Annotated in this window: 16 protein-coding genes and 1 pseudogene; 8 read left to right on the top strand and 9 right to left on the bottom strand. The window is 63.0% G+C overall.

Annotated features, from left to right (window positions below; genetic code table 11):
* Positions 1-8 precede the first annotated feature (8 nt).
* The 5 genes from H040_RS23960 (at position 9) to H040_RS23940 (ending at position 5,967) form a co-directional block, all read left to right on the top strand.
* On the top strand, positions 9-2,246 hold the full coding sequence (locus H040_RS23960) for a beta-galactosidase (protein WP_027918939.1): 2,238 nt from the start codon (positions 9-11) through the stop codon (positions 2,244-2,246).
* Positions 2,247-2,389: 143 nt separating this feature from the next.
* On the top strand, positions 2,390-3,535 hold the full coding sequence (locus tag H040_RS23955; RefSeq protein WP_027918938.1) for an EstA family serine hydrolase: 1,146 nt from the start codon (positions 2,390-2,392) through the stop codon (positions 3,533-3,535).
* A gap of 99 nt (positions 3,536-3,634) precedes the next feature.
* Positions 3,635-4,612: an OmpA family protein gene (locus H040_RS23950; protein ID WP_027918937.1), complete on the top strand. Its 978-nt coding sequence runs from the start codon at positions 3,635-3,637 to the stop codon at positions 4,610-4,612.
* Between the two features lie 19 nt (positions 4,613-4,631).
* A complete protein-coding gene (gene pdxH / locus H040_RS23945; protein WP_027918936.1) occupies positions 4,632-5,279 on the top strand; it encodes a pyridoxamine 5'-phosphate oxidase in 648 nt (215 codons plus the stop codon).
* 223 nt (positions 5,280-5,502) lie between these two features.
* A complete protein-coding gene (locus H040_RS23940) occupies positions 5,503-5,967 on the top strand; it encodes a glycine zipper 2TM domain-containing protein (protein ID WP_027594232.1) in 465 nt (154 codons plus the stop codon).
* A 70-nt stretch (positions 5,968-6,037) separates the two neighbouring features.
* Here H040_RS23940 and H040_RS23935 read toward each other — a convergent pair whose 3' ends face one another.
* The 7 genes from H040_RS23935 to H040_RS23900 form a co-directional block, all read right to left on the bottom strand.
* Positions 6,038-7,645, bottom strand: a complete 1,608-nt coding sequence (locus H040_RS23935) for an NAD(P)/FAD-dependent oxidoreductase (protein WP_027918935.1) — start codon at positions 7,643-7,645, stop codon at positions 6,038-6,040.
* A gap of 103 nt (positions 7,646-7,748) precedes the next feature.
* A complete protein-coding gene (locus H040_RS23930; RefSeq protein ID WP_027918934.1) occupies positions 7,749-8,423 on the bottom strand; it encodes a COG3650 family protein in 675 nt (224 codons plus the stop codon).
* A 237-nt stretch (positions 8,424-8,660) separates the two neighbouring features.
* Positions 8,661-9,362 (bottom strand): ABC transporter ATP-binding protein, encoded by a 702-nt coding sequence (locus H040_RS23920; RefSeq protein WP_003254879.1) that lies wholly within the window; start codon positions 9,360-9,362, stop codon positions 8,661-8,663.
* Positions 9,363-10,130, bottom strand: a complete 768-nt coding sequence (gene livG, locus H040_RS23915; protein WP_003254878.1) for a high-affinity branched-chain amino acid ABC transporter ATP-binding protein LivG — start codon at positions 10,128-10,130, stop codon at positions 9,363-9,365.
* Positions 10,127-11,383 (bottom strand): high-affinity branched-chain amino acid ABC transporter permease LivM, encoded by a 1,257-nt coding sequence (locus H040_RS23910; protein WP_027918933.1) that lies wholly within the window; start codon positions 11,381-11,383, stop codon positions 10,127-10,129. The genes livG and H040_RS23910 overlap by 4 nt, the downstream gene beginning before the upstream one ends.
* On the bottom strand, positions 11,380-12,303 hold the full coding sequence (gene livH, locus H040_RS23905) for a high-affinity branched-chain amino acid ABC transporter permease LivH (protein ID WP_027918932.1): 924 nt from the start codon (positions 12,301-12,303) through the stop codon (positions 11,380-11,382). The genes H040_RS23910 and livH overlap by 4 nt, the downstream gene beginning before the upstream one ends.
* A 186-nt stretch (positions 12,304-12,489) precedes the next feature.
* Positions 12,490-13,605 (bottom strand): branched-chain amino acid ABC transporter substrate-binding protein, encoded by a 1,116-nt coding sequence (locus H040_RS23900; protein WP_027918931.1) that lies wholly within the window; start codon positions 13,603-13,605, stop codon positions 12,490-12,492.
* A gap of 360 nt (positions 13,606-13,965) precedes the next feature.
* On the opposite strand from H040_RS23900, the gene H040_RS23890 reads away from it, so the two are divergent.
* The 3 genes and pseudogenes from H040_RS23890 (at position 13,966) to H040_RS23880 (ending at position 15,775) form a co-directional block, all read left to right on the top strand.
* A complete protein-coding gene (locus tag H040_RS23890; RefSeq protein WP_027918930.1) occupies positions 13,966-14,271 on the top strand; it encodes a DUF2288 domain-containing protein in 306 nt (101 codons plus the stop codon).
* A gap of 283 nt (positions 14,272-14,554) precedes the next feature.
* Positions 14,555-14,806, top strand: a pseudogene (locus tag H040_RS23885) (hypothetical protein); the annotation flags it as partial.
* 81 nt (positions 14,807-14,887) lie between these two features.
* Positions 14,888-15,775, top strand: a complete 888-nt coding sequence (locus tag H040_RS23880; RefSeq protein WP_060485938.1) for an NAD(P)-dependent oxidoreductase — start codon at positions 14,888-14,890, stop codon at positions 15,773-15,775.
* On the opposite strand, the gene H040_RS23875 is transcribed toward H040_RS23880, so the two are convergent.
* Together H040_RS23875 and rapA are read right to left on the bottom strand one after the other, a co-directional pair.
* A complete protein-coding gene (locus tag H040_RS23875) occupies positions 15,675-17,939 on the bottom strand; it encodes a putative bifunctional diguanylate cyclase/phosphodiesterase (protein ID WP_027918928.1) in 2,265 nt (754 codons plus the stop codon). The two genes, H040_RS23880 and H040_RS23875, sit on opposite strands and share 101 nt — an antisense overlap.
* Positions 17,940-18,219: 280 nt before the next feature.
* A complete protein-coding gene (gene rapA, locus H040_RS23870; RefSeq protein WP_027918927.1) occupies positions 18,220-21,066 on the bottom strand; it encodes an RNA polymerase-associated protein RapA in 2,847 nt (948 codons plus the stop codon).
* Positions 21,067-21,122: the final 56 nt, after the last annotated feature.

The raw sequence follows: 21,122 nt of genomic DNA, 5'->3' as shown, positions 1-21,122 counted from the left end.
CCAGCCCTATGATCCGCCGCACCTTGCCCGTGGTACTTACCCTGTTGTTCAGCACGCCTTTGCTGGCCGGGCAGCAAACGCTGTTCAGCTTCGTCCGCCCGGCCTCGGTGGTCAATGTGGCGACCGAAGGCACCGGCATGCCGCAGTACAACGCGGAGCAGACGGCCGAAGGCGAGGTGCTCAGGCGGGTGGTGTTCAATCCGGTCGAACGGCCGACCCTGCGCCTGAGCCCGCAGAGCGGCGTGTGGGACTGGTCGGCTGGGCAGTTCCTTACCTTGCGTATGCAAAGCGCCCAGGACTGGGCTTTGACTGTCGACGTCAGCGTGCTCGGCAGCGATGGACGCACGCTGACCAGCCGTATCGACTTGCCCGCGGGGCCTGCGCAAACCGTCATGGTGCCGCTCAAGGCCAGTTCGCCGCTGAGCCAGGGCATGCGCGCCGGGCCGCCAATGCCATGGACATACGAAGGGCAGCGGTTGCTGTTTACCAGCAGTGCAGGTGAGGTCGACCTCAAGCAGGTGGTGGCTGTCAGCCTGACCATACCTAACCCGAAGGTGGCGCAAAACCTGTTGATCGAGAGGGTCGGCATCCAGGACGACAACCTGGCCTACCAGGCGGCCTACCACGGGTTGATCGATGCCTACGGCCAGTCCACCCGGGGGCACTGGCCCGAGAAGATCGCCAATGACGATCAGCTCAAGGCCGCCGACAGTCGTGAACAGCAGCAACTCAAGAGCTGGCTGGCTGAACTTCAGAAACAGCCACTGGACAGCTACGGCGGCTTGCTGGCCGGGCCGGCGTTCGAAGCCAAGGGTTTTTTCCGCACGCAGAAGCGCGATGGTCGCTGGTACCTGGTTACGCCGGAGGGGCACCCGTTCTACTCGCTGGGCGTCAATGCCGTGGCTGCCGATGGTGGGCGCACCTACATTGCCGGCCGCGAGGGCATGTTCAAGGCCTTGCCAGGTGAAGGCGACGGTCTGACGGCCTTCTATGGTGAAGGCAACAACGACGATGGCAACGCCTCGTCCCAAGGGCGCAGTTTCAAGCAAGGCCGCTGGTTCGACTTCTATGCCGCGAACATCCAGCGCACCTATGGCAAACCGTGCCCGCCTGCCGCGCAAGGGCAAGCCGCCCCGGAATGCCCAACGTTGGCGCTGGACGCCGAGCGTTGGCAGGGGCACACCCTGGACCGGCTGCAGGCCTGGGGCTTCAATACCCTGGGCAACTGGAGCGACCCGGCCCTCGGCCAGGCCAAACGGATGCCCTATACCTTGCCGCTGTCGATTGTCGGTGACTATGCCAGCATCAGCACCGGCATGGATTGGTGGGGCCGCATGCCAGACCCGTTCGACCCACGGTTCGCCATGGCCACTGAACGCGCCGTGGCCATTGCCACGCGCGATCACCGTGACGACCCCTGGCTGATCGGTTATTTCGCCGACAATGAACTGGCCTGGGCGGCGCCCGGCAATGACCCCAAGGCGCGGTATGGCCTGGCCTACGGCACCTTGCGGCTGACTACCGATGTGCCAGCCAAGCGCGCCTTCCTCAAACAGCTGCGCGACAAGTACCGCAACCAGCAGGGGCTGTCCAAGGCCTGGGGCATCGACCTGCAAGCCTGGGAGCTGATGGAAGACCCAGGCTTCGAGGCGCCGCTGCCGAATCCCGAGCACCCAGAGATCGAGCGTGATTACCAGTATTTCCAGCAGGTATTCGCCGAGACCTACTTCAAGACCATTGCCGACGCACTGAATTGGCATGCGCCCAACCACCTGTTGCTGGGCGGTCGCTATGCCGTGAGCACGCCGGAAGCCGTCAAGGCCTGCGCCGAGTTCTGCGATGTGCTGAGTTTCAATTTCTATACCCTCAAACCCGAAGATGGCTATGACTTCGCCCGCCTGGCCGAGCTCGACAAGCCAGTGCTGGTATCCGAATTCCAGTTTGGCTCGCGCGACCGTGGGCCGTTCTGGCCAGGGCCGGTGGAAGTGGCAAGGGAAGAGGACCGCGGGCCGGCCTACGGCAACTTCCTCAAGGCCGCCCTGGCACAGCCGATGGTCGTTGGCGCGCATTGGTTCCAGTACCTCGACCAACCGGCCAGCGGGCGCTTGCTCGATGGCGAGAACGGCCACTTGGGCCTGGTGGCGATCACCGATGTGGCATACCCGGGGTTTGTCGAGGCCGTGCGCAAGAGCAACCTTCAGGCCGTTGGTCAGTTGCGCGGCGAACTGGAGAAAAAGGCCCCCTGAACGTCTATTGGGGCGCTCTGCGCCCCTGGTACAGATGACACCGCTGCTTCGACGCAGACCATCCGGCCCTGCCCAGTAGGCAAAACCGCCAACTACTGAAACAATGCACGCCTTTGTCAGCATGGTCGTACGGAGAACAGCGGGTGCAGATCCAGGGTCACTATGAGCTGAAGTTCGAAGCAGTACGCGAAGCGTTCGCGGCATTGTTCGAGGATCCCCAGGAGCGTGGCGCAGCGCTGTGCATCCAGGTCGGTGGCGAGACGGTCGTCGACCTGTGGGCGGGCAGCGCCGACAAGGACGGCCAGCAGGCCTGGCACAGCGATACCATCGCCAACCTGTTCTCCTGCACCAAGACTTTTACTGCCGTAACGGCGCTGCAGCTGGTGGGTGAGGGCAAGCTTGCCCTGGATGCCCCGGTGGCGCGCTACTGGCCGGAGTTCGCACAGGCCGGCAAGCAGAACATTACCCTGCGACAGTTGCTCAGCCACCGCGCCGGCCTGCCGGCCATCCGTGAGCTGCTGCCAGCTGAAGCCCTGTATGACTGGCAGACCATGGTCGACGCCCTGGCGGCCGAAACGCCTTGGTGGGCACCAGGCACCGAGCACGGTTATGCCGCCATCACCTACGGCTGGCTGATCGGTGAACTGATCCGCCGCGTCGATGGCCGTGGCCCGGGTGAGTCGATCGTCGCCCGTACCGCCCGGCCGCTGGGCCTGGACTTCCACGTAGGCCTGGCCGATGAAGCGTTCCACCGCGTGGCGCATATTGCCCGTGGCAAGGGTAACGCAGGTGATGCCGCGGCCCAGCGCCTGTTGCAGGTGACCATGCGTGAGCCCGAGGCGCTGTCGACCCGTGCGTTCACCAACCCGCCGGCCATCCTGACCAGCACCAACAAGCCTGAATGGCGGCGCATGCAGCAGCCGGCGGCCAATGGCCATGGCAATGCGCGCAGCCTGGCCGGCTTCTATGCCGGCCTGCTCGACGGCAGCCTGCTCGAATCCGAACTGCTTGATGAGCTGACCCGCGAACACAGCCTTGGCCAGGACCGTACCTTGTTGACCCAGACCCGTTTCGGCCTGGGTTGCATGCTCGACCAGCCCGATGTGGCGAATGCCACCTTCGGGCTCGGTGCCCGTGCCTTTGGCCATCCAGGCGCAGGCGGCTCGGTCGGTTTCGCCGACCCAGAGCACGACGTGGCCTTCGGTTTCGTGGTCAATACCCTCGGCCCTTACGTGCTCATGGATCCAAGAGCCCAGCAGCTGGTACGCGTGCTTGGCACTTGCCTTTGATCGGGTAAAGCGGGTATTACGCAACCCCTTTGACTATCCTCAATGCCAACGCCTGAAGTGCGTTGGCAAAATATCTATCAATTTCATGGTGTATCGCTGATGTCTTCACATAAAACCTTAGCTCTCGCCCTGTGCCTGGCCGCCATGACCGGTTGCGCCAGCCATTCCCAGGATGCCTCCAAGGATGGCGGCAGCAGCTGGTGGCCGTTCGGTTCGGACACGGTTGCCGACAAGGACGTGAAAGCGGCGGTAACCGAAAAAGTCGCCAAGGCCGATGCCAAGTCCGAGAGCGCCAGCCACTGGTGGTGGCCGTTTGGCGGTGATGACCAGCAGGCCAAAGGGCCGGTAGTACCGAAGATCGACGAAAAGGCCACCCAGGCCTGGCTGGACCAGTACGAGCCGAAGCTGCGTGAGGCGGTCAAGGACAGCAAGCTGGAGTTGGAGCGCCGTGACAACGTACTGGTGGTGACCATCCCGGTCGACAGCTCGTACAACCCGGATCGCCCGAACATGCTGCTGCCGATGACCCTGGGCCCGATCACCCGCGTGGCAAAAGCTGTCGAAGGTGACTCGAAGACTGCCGTGCTGGTGCTCGGCCATGCCGACACCAGCGGTGTGGCTGCTGCCAACCAGAAGTTGAGCCTGGAACGCGCCGCTTCGGTATCGGCGATCTTCCGACTGAGCGGCCTGCAGCGTGACCGCCTGTCGCTCAAGGGCATGGGCTCGGAAATGCCACGTGCCGCCAACGATAGCCCCGAAGGCCGTGCCCTGAACCGTCGTGTGGAAATGCTGCTGACGCCGCAGAACACCATGCTTGCGCTGCTGGCCAAGTACCAACAGGCGGCTCCTGTGGCCACCCCGGCTTCGATGGTTGCCGTGCAGGACGCCAAGGCGCCCGCGGCCAAGCCCGTAGAAGCCAAGAAACCGGCTGCCAAGCCAGCTGCGAAGAAAGCCGCTGCCAAACCTGCGGCGAAGACTACCGCCAAGAAAAAGGCCGCGCCAGCCAAGCCTGCCGCCAAGAAAGCCGCTACCACCGACAAGAAAGTAGCCGCCAACAGCCCTGCGAAGACCAACTGATCGTCAAGGATACGCAGCCATGACCCAATCCCTGGCCGATATGCGCCGCGACTACACCCGTGATGGCCTGGCCGAAGCCCAGGCCCCAGGTGAGCCGTTCGCCCTGTTCCACCAGTGGTTTGCCGATGCAGTGAAGACCGAGCAGCCACCGGTAGAGGCCAACGCCTTGACCCTCGCCACGGTCGATGGCGAGGGCCGCCCGCATTGCCGCGTGCTGCTGCTTAAGGGCCTCGATGACCGTGGATTCACCTTCTTCACCAACTATGACAGCGCCAAGGGCCAGCAACTGCTGGCCAACCCGTTCGCTGCCATGACCTTCTTCTGGCCAGCGCTGGAGCGCCAGGTGCGAATCGAGGGGCAAGTGGAAAAGGTCACGGCCAAGGAGTCGGATGACTACTACCAGGTGCGCCCGCTGGGCAGCCGCCTGGGGGCCTGGGCGTCGCCGCAGAGCCGGGTGATTGCCAATCGTGAGGAGCTCGAAGCGTTGGTCAAGGCCACCGAAGCGCGCTTCTCCGACACCCAGCCGCATTGCCCGGAGCATTGGGGCGGTTACCGCCTGCTGCCGGAGCGGGTCGAGTTCTGGCAGGGGCGGGCCAGCCGCCTGCATGACCGCTTGAACTACCGCCTTGTCAACGGGCAGTGGGCGCGAGAGCGCCTTGCACCGTGACTACCTGGGGCCGCTTTTGCGGCCCCTAGCTTTTCTGATGCCACAACTTCTGCACACGACGATGAAGTAATCCGTGGCTATGCTTGGTCTGAGCTGTAACGCCCACATTACTGTCCGTCATGGCTGTACAGGGGCTGAATGGAAATAAATTATTTACGTTGGCGCCGTGACAGCCGTCAGTGCGCAGCGTCTAATGGACACCTGTTTTCTGGAGATTGTACCCATGCGTAAATCCGCTTTGCTGGTGGCGACGTTCACCACCATGTCGCTGCTGCTCGGTGGCTGTGCCTCGAGCCTGACCGGTGACAGCTACTCCCGTGATGAGGCCCGTCGCGTGCAGACCGTGCGCATGGGCACCATCGAATCCCTGCGTCCGGTCAAGATCGAAGGTACCAAGACGCCGATCGGCGGTGGTGCTGGCGCCATCGTTGGTGGTGTGGCTGGCAGCGCCGTTGGCGGTGGCCGCGGCAGCATCGTAGCGGCTGTAATCGGTGCCGTGGCCGGTGGCCTGGCAGGTTCGGCTGCCGAAGAAGGCATCACCCGCACCCAGGGTGTGGAAATCACTGTGCGTGAAGACGATGGCAGCATGCGCGCCTATGTCCAGGCCGTGCAGGAGAATGAAATCTTCCGCGTGGGTGACCGCGTGCGCATCATGACTGTTGACGGTACCAGCCGCGTTTCGCACTGATCGCTGCTGTAATTGAAACCCCGAACGGGCCAGGCCTGTTCGGGGTTTTTTGTTTTTCTGGGCTGGCGGCTCAGAGGCCGAGCATATCGCGAGCGACGGCCTCAGCAATGCGGATGCCATCCACACCAGCCGAAAGAATGCCACCTGCATACCCGGCACCTTCACCCGCCGGGAACAGCCCCTTCAGGTTCAGGCTCTGGTAGTCCGCGCCACGGGTAATGCGCAGCGGCGACGAGGTGCGTGTCTCGATCCCGGTCAACACCGCATCATGCAGGTTGTAGCCTTTGATCTGGCGGTCGAATGCCGGTAGCGCTTCGCGGATTGCCTCGATGGCGAAGTCCGGCAGGCTCGGTGCCAGGTCGCCCAGGGTCACCCCTGGCTTGTACGACGGCTCGACGCTGCCCAAGGCCGTGGACGGCTTGCCCGCGACGAAGTCACCCACCAGCTGCGCCGGTGCCTGGTAGTTGCTGCCCCCCATGACGTAGGCATGGGCTTCCAGGCGCTCCTGCAACTCGATGCCGGCCAGCGGGCCGCCCGGGTAGTCGCGCTCGGGGTCGATGCCGACGACGATGCCGGAGTTGGCGTTGCGCTCGTTACGCGAGTATTGGCTCATGCCATTGGTGACGACGCGGCCCGGTTCGCTGGTGGCAGCGACCACGGTACCGCCCGGGCACATGCAGAAGCTGTACACCGAACGGCCGTTTTTGGCGTGGTACACCAGCTTGTAGTCGGCTGCGCCGAGTTTCGGGTGGCCGGCGTACTTGCCCAGGCGCGCCTTGTCGATCAGCGTTTGTGGGTGCTCGATACGGAAGCCCACCGAGAACGGCTTGGCCTCCATGTACACGCCCTTGGCGTGCAGCATGCGGAAGGTGTCGCGGGCGCTGTGGCCCAGGGCCAGGACCACATGACGCGAGTGCAGCTGCTCACCGCTCTCCAGCACCACGCCGGTCAGCTGGCCGTCTTCGATCAGCAGGTCAGTGACCTTTTCCTGGAAGCGCACTTCGGCGCCCAAGGCGATCATGTCCTGGCGCATCTGCTCGACCATGCCGGTCAGGCGGAAGGTGCCGATGTGCGGTTTGTTGATGTACAGGATCTCGTCCGGCGCACCGGCCTTGACGAACTCTTCCAGGACTTTGCGGCCGTGGTGGTTCGGGTCTTTGATCTGGCTGTAGAGTTTGCCGTCCGAGAAGGTCCCGGCGCCGCCTTCGCCGAACTGCACGTTGGACTCGGGGTTGAGCACGCTTTTGCGCCACAGGCCCCAGGTGTCCTTGGTGCGCTGGCGTACTTCCTTGCCGCGTTCAAGGATGATCGGCTTGAAGCCCATCTGCGCCAGCAGCAGGCCGGCGAAGATACCGCACGGGCCGAAACCGACCACGATCGGGCGCTCTTGCAGGCCGTCCGGAGCCTGGCCGACGAACTTGTAAGTAACGTCAGGTGCCTCGCAGATGTTGTGATCGTCGGCGAACTTGCTGAGCAGCTCGGCTTCGTTGCTGGCTTGCAGGTCGATGGTGTAGATGAACAGCAGCTCGCTGTTCTTCTTGCGCGCATCGTAGCTGCGCTTGAACAGGTTGAAGCTGAGCAGTTGCTCGTCGCGGATGCCCAGGCGCTGGACGATGGCTTCACGCAGGGCTTCGTCGGGATGGTCCAGGGGCAGCTTCAGTTCGGTGATTCGTAGCATGGCAGGGTCCAGTATCCCGGCCATGGGCGGCCGGCGGCTTTACACAAACCGCCAAGTATAAGCTGTTAGCCACCCCGACTGGCAGGATAAAAGCGCCCGGCGATCAGTTGTCGCGCGCACCGCCGTAGTAACCGCAACCGTGCAGGGTCTGGCCGTCGATGCGTAGCTCGGCGCGCAGGTGGCGCACGGCGCCGGTCGCGCCATCGACGCAGCGCTGCGGGGCGACCCACAGTTCAACGTGCTGGCCGTTGGCTTCGCTGGTCAGGGTCAGGCCGCCGCCGGGTACTTCCTCTTCAAGGAACGGCAGGGGCAGCGGGTCTTTGCCGACGCGGTTGAGTACCATGCCTTTGCCGCTGGCCTTGATGTCCCAGTCCGGCTCATGGCCGTTGGCGCGCAAGGTCAGCTGCTTGAAGTTGGGGTCGTCGCACGCACGGGTGGAAGGCTCCAGGCGGTACAGGCGGCTGACTTCCAGCTGGCCATCGTTGTCGGCCTGCTTGCTACCGGTCAGGCGCCCGCGCACGTCGGCGAACAATTTGGCGTTGGCGTCCTTGGCCAGGCTGACGGACTCTTGAAGGATGCCGGTGCCGGCGACATCGTTGATCACGAAGTGGCGGCTTTCCCCGCAGGGCTTGAACAAGAGCCGGCCGCCACCAGCGCTCAGTTCGCCCTGCATGCGCGTGGTACCGATGTTCGGGTCACGGGGCTGCTCGGCCAGCAGCTGGCAGCCGGCGAACAGGGGCAGCAGGGCGCTGAGCAGCAGGGTAGGGGTGAGGCGCATGGGGCGGGCTCCGGGGGAATCTTTGCCAAAGAGCCGGCCACGTTACTCAGGCTGGGGGGCGATCACAAGCCCTCGATTGAATGTGCCGGCCTCTTCGCGGGTAAAACCGCTCCCACAGGGATCGCACGGTTCTGAACACCGTGCAATACCTGTGGGAGCGGGTTTACCCGCGAAGAGGCCGGCACAGGTCACTCATTTCTGACAGGCAGAAAAAAGGGCCCGAAGGCCCTTTTTCAGTCAACCACCCAGATACGCGTCGCGCACCTTCGGGTCGGTCAGCAGTGCCTCCCCCGTGCCCTGCATCACCACCCGGCCGTTCTCAAGCACATACGCACGGTCGGCGATCTTCAGCGCCTGGTTGGCGTTCTGCTCCACCAGGAACACCGTCACGCCATCACGACGCAGCTGTTCGATGATGTCGAAGATCTGCTGGATGATAATCGGCGCCAGCCCCAGCGAAGGTTCGTCGAGCAACAGCAGCTTGGGCTTGCTCATCAGCGCCCGGCCGATGGCCAGCATCTGCTGCTCGCCACCAGACATGGTGCCGCCGCGCTGGATGTAACGCTCCTTCAGGCGCGGGAACAGTTGCAGGACCTTGTCCAACTGCTCCTGGTAGTCGCCCTTGTCGGTGAAGAAACCGCCCATGGCCAGGTTTTCCTCGACGGTCAGGCGGGCGAACACGCGGCGCCCTTCCGGCACCACCGCGATGCTCTTGCGCATGATGTGCGAGGACGGCTGGCCGACCAGTTCTTCACCGAGGTACTTGATGCTGCCGCTGTGCGCCTGCGGCGAGCCGCACAGGGTCATCAGCAAGGTCGACTTGCCAGCGCCGTTGGCACCGATCAGGGTGACGATCTCGCCCTGATTGATCTCCACGTTGACGCTGTGCAGCGCCTGGATCTTGCCGTAGAAGGTGGAAACGTTCTCGAACTTCAGCATTTACGCTTCCCCCAGGTAGGCTTTGATCACATCAGGGTTGTCGCGGATCTCCTCAGGCGTGCCGTGGGCCAGGGGCGTGCCCTGGTTGATCACGACGATGTGGTCAGAGATGCTCATCACCAGCTTCATGTCGTGCTCGATCAGCAGCACGGTGACGTTGTGCGACTCGCGCAGGTAGGCGATCAGCGCCTTGAGGTCTTCGGTTTCCTTCGGGTTCAGGCCCGCGGCCGGTTCGTCGAGCATGATGATGCGAGGCTGGGTCATCATGCAGCGGGCGATTTCCAGGCGGCGCTGCTGGCCGTAGGCGAGGGTGCCGGCAGTACGGTTGGCGAACTCGGTCAGGTTGACCTTCTCCAGCCAGTACTGCGCGCGCTCCATGGCCTCCTTCTCGCTGCGGCGGAAGCTCGGGGTCTTGAACAGGCCGGCGAAGAAGTTGGTGTTCAGGTGGCGGTGCTGGGCGATCAGCAGGTTCTCCAGCGCGGTCATTTCCTTGAACAGGCGCACGTTCTGGAAGGTCCGCACCACGCCCTTGCGGGCGATCTGATGCCCGGCCAGGCCCTGGATCGGCTGGCCGTCGAGCAGGATGGTGCCGCCGCTTGGCTTGTAAAAGCCGGTCAGGCAGTTGAACACCGTGGTCTTGCCGGCACCGTTCGGGCCGATCAGCGCCACCACTTGTTTTTCCTTGACGGTCAGGGCCACGCCGTTGACCGCCAACAAGCCGCCGAAGCGCATGCTCAGGCCGCTGACTTGCAGAATTTCGCGGCTCATCGACGCAGCTCCATGTGGGGACGTTGCATAGGCAGCAGGCCTTGCGGACGCCAGATCATCATCAACACCATCAGCGCACCGAACATCAGCATCCGGTATTCGCTGAACTCACGCATCAGCTCCGGCAGCAGGATCATCACGATGGCCGCGAGAATCACGCCCAGTTGTGAGCCCATGCCGCCGAGCACGACGATGGCGAGGATGATCGCCGACTCGATGAAGGTGAATGACTCCGGCGTCACCAGGCCCTGGCGCGCAGCGAAGAAGCTGCCGGCGAAACCGGCGAAGCAGGCACCCAGGGTGAACGCCGAGAGCTTGATCACGGTGGGGTTCAGGCCCAGCGCACGGCAGGCGATCTCGTCCTCGCGCAGCGCTTCCCAGGCACGGCCGATCGGCATGCGCAGCAGGCGGTTGATCACGAACAGTGCCAACAGGGCCAGCAGCAGGGCGACCAGGTAGAGGAAGATGACCTTGTTGATCGAGTTGTATTCCAGCCCGAAGAACTCGTGGAAGGTCTGCATCCCCTCGGCGGCCTTGCGCTCGAAGGTCAGGCCGAAGAACTCCGGCTTGGGGATGTTGCTGATGCCGTTGGGGCCGCCGGTCCAGTCGGTGAGGTTGCGCAGGAACAGGCGGATGATCTCGCCGAAGCCGAGGGTCACGATCGCCAGGTAGTCACCGCGCAGGCGCAGCACCGGGAAGCCGAGCAGGAAACCGAAGGTGGCAGCCATCAGGCCGGCGATCGGCAGGCAGACCCAGAAGCTCCAGCCCAGGTAGTGCGAGAGCATCGCGTAGCTGTAGGCACCGACGGCGTAGAAACCGACGTAGCCGAGGTCGAGCAGACCGGCCAGGCCGACCACGATGTTCAGGCCCAGGCCCAGCAGCACGTAGATCAGGATCAGCGTGGCAATGTCGACCGCCCCGCGTGACCCGAAGAACGGCCATACCAGCGCCGCGACGATCAGGCCGATGATCACATAGCGCTGGGTTTTCGGCAGGGTCAGGTAGTTGCTGACGGCTGGCGGAATCAGCTTGCGGTCCGAGCGACGGCCCATCACCGAGCTCCACTGCTTGTCAAAAAGCACGCGCAGGAACATCAGCACCGAGCATACGGCGATGATACTGATGGTGAACGACCCTTGGCTGTGCACCGCCAGGCTGATGCCGTCGATGCTCAGTTTCAGGCCCAGCACCGGGAAGGCCACGGCCCAGACCAGCAAGGCGCTGAAGAACGCCTGTTTGAGATTTCTGTTCATACTTTTTCAACCTCCGGGCGGCCGAGGATGCCGGTCGGCCGGAACAGCAGGACAAGAACCAACAAGCCGAATGCCACCACGTCCTTGTACTGGTCGCCGAAGATGTCGGCGCCGAAGGCCTCGGCCACGCCCAGCACCAGCCCGCCGAGCATGGCGCCCGGGATGCTGCCGATGCCGCCCAGTACCGCCGCGGTGAAGGCCTTCAGGCCCACCAGGAAACCGGCGTTGGGGTTGATCACCCCGTACTGCATGCTCAGCAGCACGGCCGCCACGGCCGCCAGGGCGGCACCGATGACGAAGGTCAGGGCGATGATGTTGTTGGTGTTGATGCCCAGCAGGTTGGCCATCTTGATGTCCTCGGCGCAGGCGCGGCAGGCGCGGCCCAGACGGGAACGGGAGATGAACAGGGTCAGGCAGGTCATGGCCACCAGGGTGACCACGAACACCAGGATCTGCATGTAGGAAACCAGGACTTCTTCCGCACCACCCGGCCCGAAGGAGAAGCTCCCGGGGATCAGGTTGGGGATGGACTTGTCCTTCGAGTCTTGCGACAGCAAGACCGTGTTCTGCAGGAAGATCGACATGCCGATGGCAGAAATCAGCGGGATCAGGCGGTTGCTGTTGCGCAGGGGGCGGTAGGCAACCCGTTCGATGCTGTAGCCATAGGCACTGGTGACGCAGATCGTCGCGACGAAGGCGACGGTCATCAGGATCGGCAGCGAATGGATACCCATCATCGCCAGGCCCGCCAGGGCAATGAAGGCCACGTAGGAACCGATCATGTACACCTCGCCGTGGGCGAAGTTGATCATGCCGATGATGCCGTACACCATCGTGTAGCCGATGGCGATCAAGGCATAGGTGCTGCCGATGGTCAATCCATTAACCAGTTGTTGGATGAAATGGTAGATCTCAGGCATTACAGCGCTCCTAAAAACCTGATTTGCATTTCGCTGGCCGGGGTATGGCCAGGAAACCGCGGGTGACGGTTTTAAGATTTTCAGGTGGGTCGGCCCCCGGATCGCGGGGATCAGGCCCATGAACCTCGTAAAACAAAGCCCACTGCTCGCACAGTGGGCTTCTACGGTCAGCTATTAGTCACGCAGTTACTGAGGGGAGACTTCGGTCTTCGGTTTGCCGAAGTGCCATTCGTAAACCACGAACTTGAAGTCTTTCAGGTCGCCTTTTTCGTCGTACGACAGGGTGCCGGTCGGGGTCTTGAAGGAACCGGCGTGGATGGCGGCTGCCACCTTGTCGGTGTCTTCGGACTTGGCCGCTTCGATACCTTTGGCGATCAGTTCGACAGCCGAGTAGGCCGGGAACACGAACGGGCCGCTTGGGTCCTTGCCGTCCGCCTTGATGGCATCGACGATGGCCTTGTTTTCAGGGTCGGCGTCGAACGACTTCGGCAGGGTGACCAGCAGGCCTTCGGAAGCACCTTGGGCGATCTGCGAGATCGAGTCGTTACCCACGCCCTCTGGGCCCATGAACTTGGCTTTCAGGCCTTTTTCCTGTGCCTGGCGCAGGATCAGGCCCAGCTCTGGGTGGTAGCCGCCGTAGTAGACGAAGTCGACGTTGTTCTGCTTGAGCTTCTGGATGATCGAGGAGAAGTCCTTGTCACCGGCGTTCAGGCCTTCGAAGACGGCAACCTTGGTGCCTTTCTTCTCGAGGGTCTGCTTGACCGCGGTGGCGATGCCTTCACCGTACTGTTGCTTGTCGTGCAGGACGGCAACGACCTTCGGCTTGACGTGATCGGCAATGTAGTTGCCGGCGGCCGGGCCCTGGGCGCTGTCCAGGCCGATGGTGCGGAAGATCAGCTTGTAGCCACGGGCGGTGATTTCCGGCGAGGTGGCGGCCGGGGTGATCATGATCACGCCTTCGTCTTCGTAGATGTCGGACGCTGGCTGGGTGGAGCTGGAGCACAGGTGGCCGATGACGAACTTGACGCCGTCGTTGACCACTTTGTTGGCGACTGCCACGGCCTGTTTAGGGTCGCAGGCGTCGTCGTATTCCTTGGCTTCGAGCATCTTGCCATCGACGCCGCCCTTGGCGTTGATATCCTTGATGGCCTGCTTGGCGCCGATGAACTGCATGTCGCCGTATTGGGTCACAGGGCCGGTTTTAGGGCCCGCGATCCCGATCTTGATGGTATCGGCGGCAAACGAATGGCTGGCTACCCCGGCCAGTACCATTGCGGCGAACAGCTTGGAAATCTTGATCATAGTGCTCCACTCATTCTGTTGTAATTCTTATAGTCCTGGCGGCCAGGGCTACAGACCGGGCGGGATTTGCGGCATGGCCACGCCACACTGCATGCCCACCTTCCCCCGGAACATGTCCCGGAACTGTACCGGTACAGTGTAGAGCGCTGTTCGCGCGCTTGAAAAGCGGGCAAAAAGCGCCTATTCCGCGGCTTGTCGCATGGTCGACACAAAGATACAAAAAAGCGCCATCACTTTGCCTGCATCCTGGGCTCCACCCCACAACTTCGGAGCCAATCGACCAAATTACATATTTGAAACCGGGTTTTTCTGCAAAAATGCCGGCCTTTTTTCATTGGCCGAATTTGCGGGTACCAACCCATGACTGATCAAACAAGCACCCTCTATGCCAAATTGCTCGGCGAGACAGCGACAATCGAGTGGAAGGCTTTGGAGCGTTTCTGGGCCAAGGGTGACCTGATTTGGGTCGACCCCCGTCTCGACCTGATCGAGGTTGCCGCGGCAATGGCCGAGAATCGCAGCGAGATCTTCGCCAAGTGGCGTACTGATGGCACTGTTGGGCCGGTGACCACTGAGCAGGCGCTCGACCTGCAAAGCCGCGATCCAGAGATCTGGGCGGTGGTGGTTTCGCCGTTCATCGTGATCCAGGTGAAACAAGCGGAATAACAGTGCGCTTTTTTAGTGCTTAAAAATAAGCAGCCGCCCCATGGTGGTGCTTATTGACGCTCACGTAAGGTGGAAGTAAGTAACAACGGCGGGGCGATTCGGCGGGGCGGTAACAGTTTACGGCATGCGTAATGGGGCCGTTGCTCGGCCCTTCGCGGGCAAGTCGGATCGCCGCACCGCCGCTCCCACAGGCCCGGCCCTGTCCGTGATCAACTCGTCCGGTATGGCTGTTCAGCGAAATCTCCCGGGTCTTGCCGATGCGGTGGCGGAAGATCTCGCGCAGTTCCTGCGTGACTGCATCAAGATGAAGGTCATGGACCTGTCCGAAATGCACGCTGGCGGTGCCGGCAACGCGCCGATCCACGGCCAGTACCTGGCGAAGATCATCCTCAACAAGGATACCTAACGCTTTTCCCGTGCCGACTGGAAGCTCATCCACTCGTACCTGATCGACTCCTGCGGCATCAAGGCCAACCAGTCGCGGCTGTACTTCGACATCTTCGGTGCTGGTGGCGGTACCGGTTCAGGCCAGTCGAAGACTCGGAGAGCGCATTGGCAGAAGTGTTCGTAGAGGTCATAGTGCGCCATTTGCCTAATCTTCTGCCTGGAGTCGTTCATGAGTACTGCACTGCCTTCGCTGGGGTTTGCCGGGATTGGCTTGATGGGGCTGCCAATGTGTCGGCGCCTGCTGGCCGCGGGTTATCCGCTGACGGTCTGGAACCGCAGCCCGGAAAAATGCGCCGTGTTGGTGGCTGCAGGTGCGCGGTTGGCTGCCAGCCCCGCCGAGTTGTGCCGTGACAGCGACATGCTGCTGTTGTGCCTGGCCGACACAGCGGTAGTGCGCGAGGTGGTGTTTGGCGAGCAAGGTATCGCCGAGGGCGGACGCAGCGGGCAGCTGCTGGTGGACTTCTCCAGCCTCGAGCCGACCGCTACCCGGGAAATGGCCGCCGAGCTGGCTGCCCTGTGTGGCATGGCCTGGCTGGATGCCCCGGTATCCGGCGGCACACCTGGGGCCGAGGCGGGCACCTTGGCGATCATGGTGGGCGGCGAGGCCACCGACCTGCAGCGTGCGCGCCCGGTACTGCAAGTGCTTGGCCAGCGGGTGACGCACATGGGTGGTGTGGGGGCAGGGCAGGTGACCAAAGCCTGCAATCAGATGATCGTGGCCTGTAATGCCCTGGTGATTGCCGAGGTGGTGGCACTGGCCGAGCAGTCGGGCGTCGATGCCACTTTGATTGCTCAAGCCCTTGCTGGTGGCTTTGCCGATTCGAAGCCGCTGCAGATCCTGGCGCCGCAGATGGCCGAAAGCCGTTTCGAACCGATCAAGTGGCATGTGCGCACGTTGCTCAAGGACCTCGACGGTGCCGTCAAGCTCTCCCGCGAGCAGGGTGCGGCAACTCCCCTCAGTGGCCTCGCCGCGCAATTGATGCGCCTGCACGGTAGCCAGGGCTACCTGCAAAAAGATCCGGCGACCCTGGTAGAGCTGTATCGCAACAAGGGCTGAAGACAGTGTCCTGGCGATCGAGCTGGTCAAGCAGCGGGCGCAGCTCGCTCATTGGCACCGGGCGACCGAGCAGGTAGCCCTGCAGGTAATCGCAGCCATTGCTGGCCAGGAACTGGTGTTGCTCGACGGTTTCGATGCCTTCGCAGACCACCTCCAGGTGCAGGGTGTGGGCCATGGCGATGATGGCCTGGACGATCTCGCGATCCTTCTGGCTGGCGGGCACATCCTGCAGGAATGAGCGGTCGATCTTCAGCACGTCCAAGGGCAGACGCTTGAGATAGGCCAGCGACGAGTAGCCGGTACCGAAATCGTCGATCGACAGGCCGACGCCGTGGCCACGGATGCGCTTGAGCAGATTCACCGTCTGCTGGATATCACCCATCAGGGCGTTTTCGGTGACTTCGAGCTCCAGATGGCGAGGTGCAAGGCCTGTCTGGAACAACGTCACCTCCACTTCATTGGGCAAGCTTTCGTGGCCCAGGGTCGCTGCCGAGCAATTGACCGTGACCTTCAGGCTGGCAAAACCATGCTGGTGAAGCCGCGGCAGGTCCTGGCAGGCGTGGCGTAACACCCAGAGGTCCAGGTCGACTATCAGGCCGTTGGCCTCGGCAATGCCGATGAACCTGTCGGGCCCCATCAACCCGTGCAGTGGGTGCTGCCAGCGCACCAGCGCTTCAAGCTTGGCCACCTGGCCGGTTCGCAAGTCGAAGATGGGTTGGTAATGCACGCACAAGCCTCGTTCTTCGAGCAGGGCAATGCGCAGCTCTTCTTCCAGTTGCAAAGCCAGGCTGGCGCGATTTTTAAGATTGCTGTTGAAAAAATTCAGGCTATTGCGCCCGCTGCCCTTGGATTGGTAGAGGGCCAGGTCGGCATGCTTGAGCAGTTCTTCGGCCGTCTGGCCGTCTTCGGGGAAGATACTGATGCCAATGCTGGTGGTCATGACCATGCGCCGGCCACCCAGGTCGATCGGATCCTTCATCCGTTGCATGATGCGCTGGGCCAGGTGGCGTGCCTCGTCGCGGCTGTTGAGGCTGGTAACCACGCAGAACTCGTCACCGCCGAAGCGGGCGACCAGGTCGTGGCTGCGGGTGGCGGCCTTGATGTGGTTGGCGATCACCTTGAGCAGTTCGTCGCCGGCGTCATGGCCGAGGCTGTCGTTGATCCGCTTGAAGTGGTCGATGTCGAGGAACATCAGCGCCAGACGGTTTTCGCTGGCATCCAGCTCTGCCAGGCGTTCGGCGAAGAGCTGGTTGAAACCACGCCGGTTGACCAGATTGGTCAGGGCATCGTAATGAGCTGCCTGCTGCAGGGATGCACGGGCCTGGTCCAGTTGGCTGAGCAATACACCGTAACGGCGCAGGTCGTCTTCCTTGCTTTGCAGCTTCTTGTCGGCCAGGGCAGCGCTGATGCTGCTGCCACTGATCAGCAAGGTGATGAAGGCCACGGTCAGTCCCAGCTGCAGGCTGTTGTCGGCAGATGGCAGGCTCAGGGCGGCAGAGGCCGGGATCACCATGGTCATGGCGGCCATGGCGGTGAAATGCGTGGCGACGATGCCGCCGGCCATCAGCAGGCTGGCGCCATACTTCATGGTCTGGTGCAGGGTGCCGCTGCCACTGCGGAAGTAACGGGCCAGCAGCAAGGCGGCCAGGCTGGTCAGCAGCGCGATGGCAGCGCTGCTCAGCAGCAGGCCGGTCTGGTAATACTGTTGGGCACCGGTCTGCAGCGCAGCCATGCCGACGAAATGCATCAGGATGATGCCCACGCCGATGAGCAGGGCGCTTTGCAGATAGTGACGCAGACGCATTTCGAGGCGGTCGAGGCTGGTCATCGCCATCCAGGCCACCACCAGTGCGATCAGCAGCGACAAGCCTGTGAGCGACACGTCGTAGTGCATTTCAACCGGGGCCCGGAAGGCCAACATGCTGATGAAATGCATGGCCCAGATGCCGCCTGCCAGGCAGCAGGCACCCAGCATGCGCCACTGCCGCTGTGCGGCGGGGTGTTCGCTGTGGGATTGGCGCTCGGCCATGTCGAGGGTGGCGAAGCAGGCTGCGCTGGCCACCGCGAAGGCGATCAGGATCAGCAGCGGTTCATGGCGGCAGTCGATTACGACGCGCCCGCTTACTGGCAGTTCAGTGAACAGTTGCAAACCCAGCCATTCCATCGCTTGCCCTTTGCTCGAGTTTTCACTCGTCTCCGTTCAAGCCCTGTGGAGACTGTCCTGGGGCAGTATAGAAACAGGAGGTTAAACCTTCCTGAATAATGGCACTTTGGCTTCTATAATTTGGTTATCAGGAAAATAGCCGGTGGGCATAACGAACCGAGGCCGCTTTGCGCCCCTTTCGTGACACAAGGCCGCCCTTACAGAAATATGCGATCTTCTGAAGGGGCGGCCTTGTGTCGTGAAAGGGGCGCTAAGCGGCCCCGGCAATATGGCGGGTTAATCAGCCCGCAACGAGTACGCGAATGGCTTCAAGCCGCAGTGCGGCCTTGTCCAGCATGGCCATGCCTTGTTCACGCTGCTTGCGCAGTGCCTCGATCTCGCTGTCACGCACGCTCGGGTTGACTGCCTGCAGTGCAGTCATGCGCGCCAGCTCTTCGTCGGCCTCGGCGGCCAAGCGGCGCTGGGCGTCAGCCACGCGCTCGACGTGGACCGGCATGACCTTGGCTTCACCGCCGCTGATGCGCTTGGCCAGCACGTCGCGCTGGGCCTGGACGAACTTGTTGGCGCTGGCACGCGGTACGCTTTCGAGCTGGTCGTTGAGGGTTTCGAACGCCACACGCGAAGCCAGGTCGTTGCCGTTGGCATCGAGCAGGCAGCGCAATGCCGCTGGCGGCAGGTAGCGGCCCAGTTGCAGGCTGCGTGGCGCCACCACCTCGCTGACGAACAGCAGTTCGAGCAGTACGGTACCCGGCTTGAGCGCCTTGTTCTTGATCAGCGCGACCGCGGTGTTGCCCATCGAGCCGGACAGCACCAGGTCCATGCCGCCCTGCACCATCGGGTGTTCCCAGGTGAGGAATTGCATGTCTTCACGCGACAGGGCCTGGGCGCGGTCGTAGGTGATGGTTACGCCTTCGTCGTCGCCCAGTGGGAAGCTGGCGTCGAGCATCTTCTCGCTCGGCTTGAGGATCAGGGCGTTTTCCGAATGGTCTTCGCTGTCGATGCCGAAGGCGTCGAACAGGGTCTCCATGTAGATCGGCAGGGCGAACTGGTCGTCCTGCTCGAGGATGGCCTCGACCAGCGCCTGGCCTTCACCGGCGCCGCCGGAGTTGAGCTCCAGCAGGCGGTCACGGCCGCTGTGCAGTTCTGCTTCCAGGCGCTCGCGCTCGCCGCGGGCCTCGCTGACCAGTGCGGTCCAGGCCTTGGCATCGCCACCTTCGAGCATCGGCAGCAGGCGTGGGCCGAACTGGTGCTGCAGGGCGTTGCCGGTCGGGCAAGTATTGAGGAAGGCGTTGAGGCCATCGTGGTACCACTGGAACAGGCGCTCTTGCGGGCTGTCCTGCAGGTACGGGATGTGCAGTTCGATGGTGTGCTTCTGACCGATGCGGTCCAGACGGCCGATACGCTGTTCGAGCAGGTCCGGGTGGGCCGGCAGGTCGAACATCACCAAGTGATGGGCGAACTGGAAGTTGCGGCCTTCACTGCCGATCTCGGAGCAGATCAATACCTGGGCGCCGAATTCCTCGTCGGCGAAGTAGGCGGCGGCGCGGTCGCGCTCAAGGATGCTCATGCCTTCGTGGAACACCGTGGCCGGGATGCCGGAGCGCACGCGCAGGGCGTCTTCCAGGTCCATGGCGGTTTCGGCGTGGGCACAGATCACCAGGACCTTGGTGCGCTTGAGCATCTTCAGCGTGTCGATCAGCCAGTCGACCCGTGGGTCGAAGCGCCACCAGCGTTCGTCATCGCTGATTTCACCCTGGGCCTGGAAGGCCACTTCCGGGTACAGCTCGGCGTGTTCGCCGGCTGGCAGGTCCTGATATTGCTCAGGATTGGCCAGCGGATACGGGTGCAGCTGGCGCTCGGGGAAGCCCTGAACGGCGGCACGCGTGTTGCGGAACAGCACGCGGCCGGTGCCGTGGCGGTCGAGCAGCTCGCGGATCAGGCGGGCGCTGGCCTGGGTATCGCCATCGTTGACCGCCGCCAGCAGCGCTTCGCCTTCGGCGCCGAGGAAGCCCTGGATGGTGGCATGGGCCTTGGGTGACAAGCGGCCCTCTTCGAGCAGCTCCTGCACGGCTTCGGCCACCGGACGGTAGTTTTCGCTCTCGGCGCGGAACGCCGCGAGGTCGTGGAAACGGTTGGGGTCGAGCAGGCGCAGGCGCGCGAAGTGGCTATCCTGGCCGAGTTGTTCGGGGGTGGCGGTGAGCAGCAGCACGCCCGGGATGACCTGGGCCAGTTGCTCGACCAAGCCGTATTCGGCACTGACCTGCTCTTCATGCCACACCAGGTGGTGCGCCTCGTCGACTACCATCAGGTCCCAGCCAGCGGCGAACAGCGCGTCCTGGGCCTTTTCGTCATCGACCAGCCATTCCAGGGCGACCAACGCCAGTTGGGCATCCTCGAACGGGTTGCTGGCGTCGCTTTCAATGAAGCGCTCGGCGTCGAACAGGGCGACCTGCAGGTTGAAGCGCCGGCGCATTTCCACCAGCCACTGGTGCTGGAGGTTTTCCGGAACCAGGATCAGCACGCGGCTGGCGCGGCCGGACAGCAGCTGGCGGTGAATCACCAGGCCGGCCTCGATGGTCTTGCCCAGGCCTACTTCGTCGGCCAGCAATACGCGCGGGGCGCTGCGGTCGGCGACTTCGCGGGCGATGTGCAACTGGTGGGCGATCGGTTGCGCGCGGCAGCCACCCAGGCCCCACAGCGACGACTGCATCTGCTTGCTGGTGTGGTGCAGGGTGTTGTAACGCAGGCTGAACCACGACAGCGGGTCGATCTGCCCGGCGAACAGGCGGTCGCTGGCAAGGCGGAACTGGATGAAGTTCGACAGCTGGGTTTCGGGCAGGGTGCGAGCCTGGTTCTGGCCATCCAGGCCGTGGTAGACCATCAGCCCGTCGATGTCCTCGACTTCGCGCACGGTCAGCTTCCAGCCTTCGAAGTGGGTGATCTGGTCACCTGGCGAGAAGCGCACGCGGGTCAGCGGCGCATTGCGCAGGGAATACTGGCGGGTGTCGCCAGTGGCCGGGTAGAGCACGGTCAACAGGCGGCCATCCTGCGCCAGGATGGTCCCCAGGCCGAGCTCCGCTTCGCTGTCGCTGATCCAGCGTTGCCCCGGTTGATACTGCTGCGCCATACTGCCTGAACTCCCGCGATGAAAAGCCGGCTATGTTAACGGATAGGCCGGGCGGA

It is taken from the genome of Pseudomonas sp. URMO17WK12:I7 (genome assembly GCF_003269045.1).
In the GTDB taxonomy this organism is placed as follows: domain Bacteria; phylum Pseudomonadota; class Gammaproteobacteria; order Pseudomonadales; family Pseudomonadaceae; genus Aquipseudomonas; species Aquipseudomonas putida_J.
This window is presented reverse-complemented; position numbering and strand designations above follow the sequence as displayed.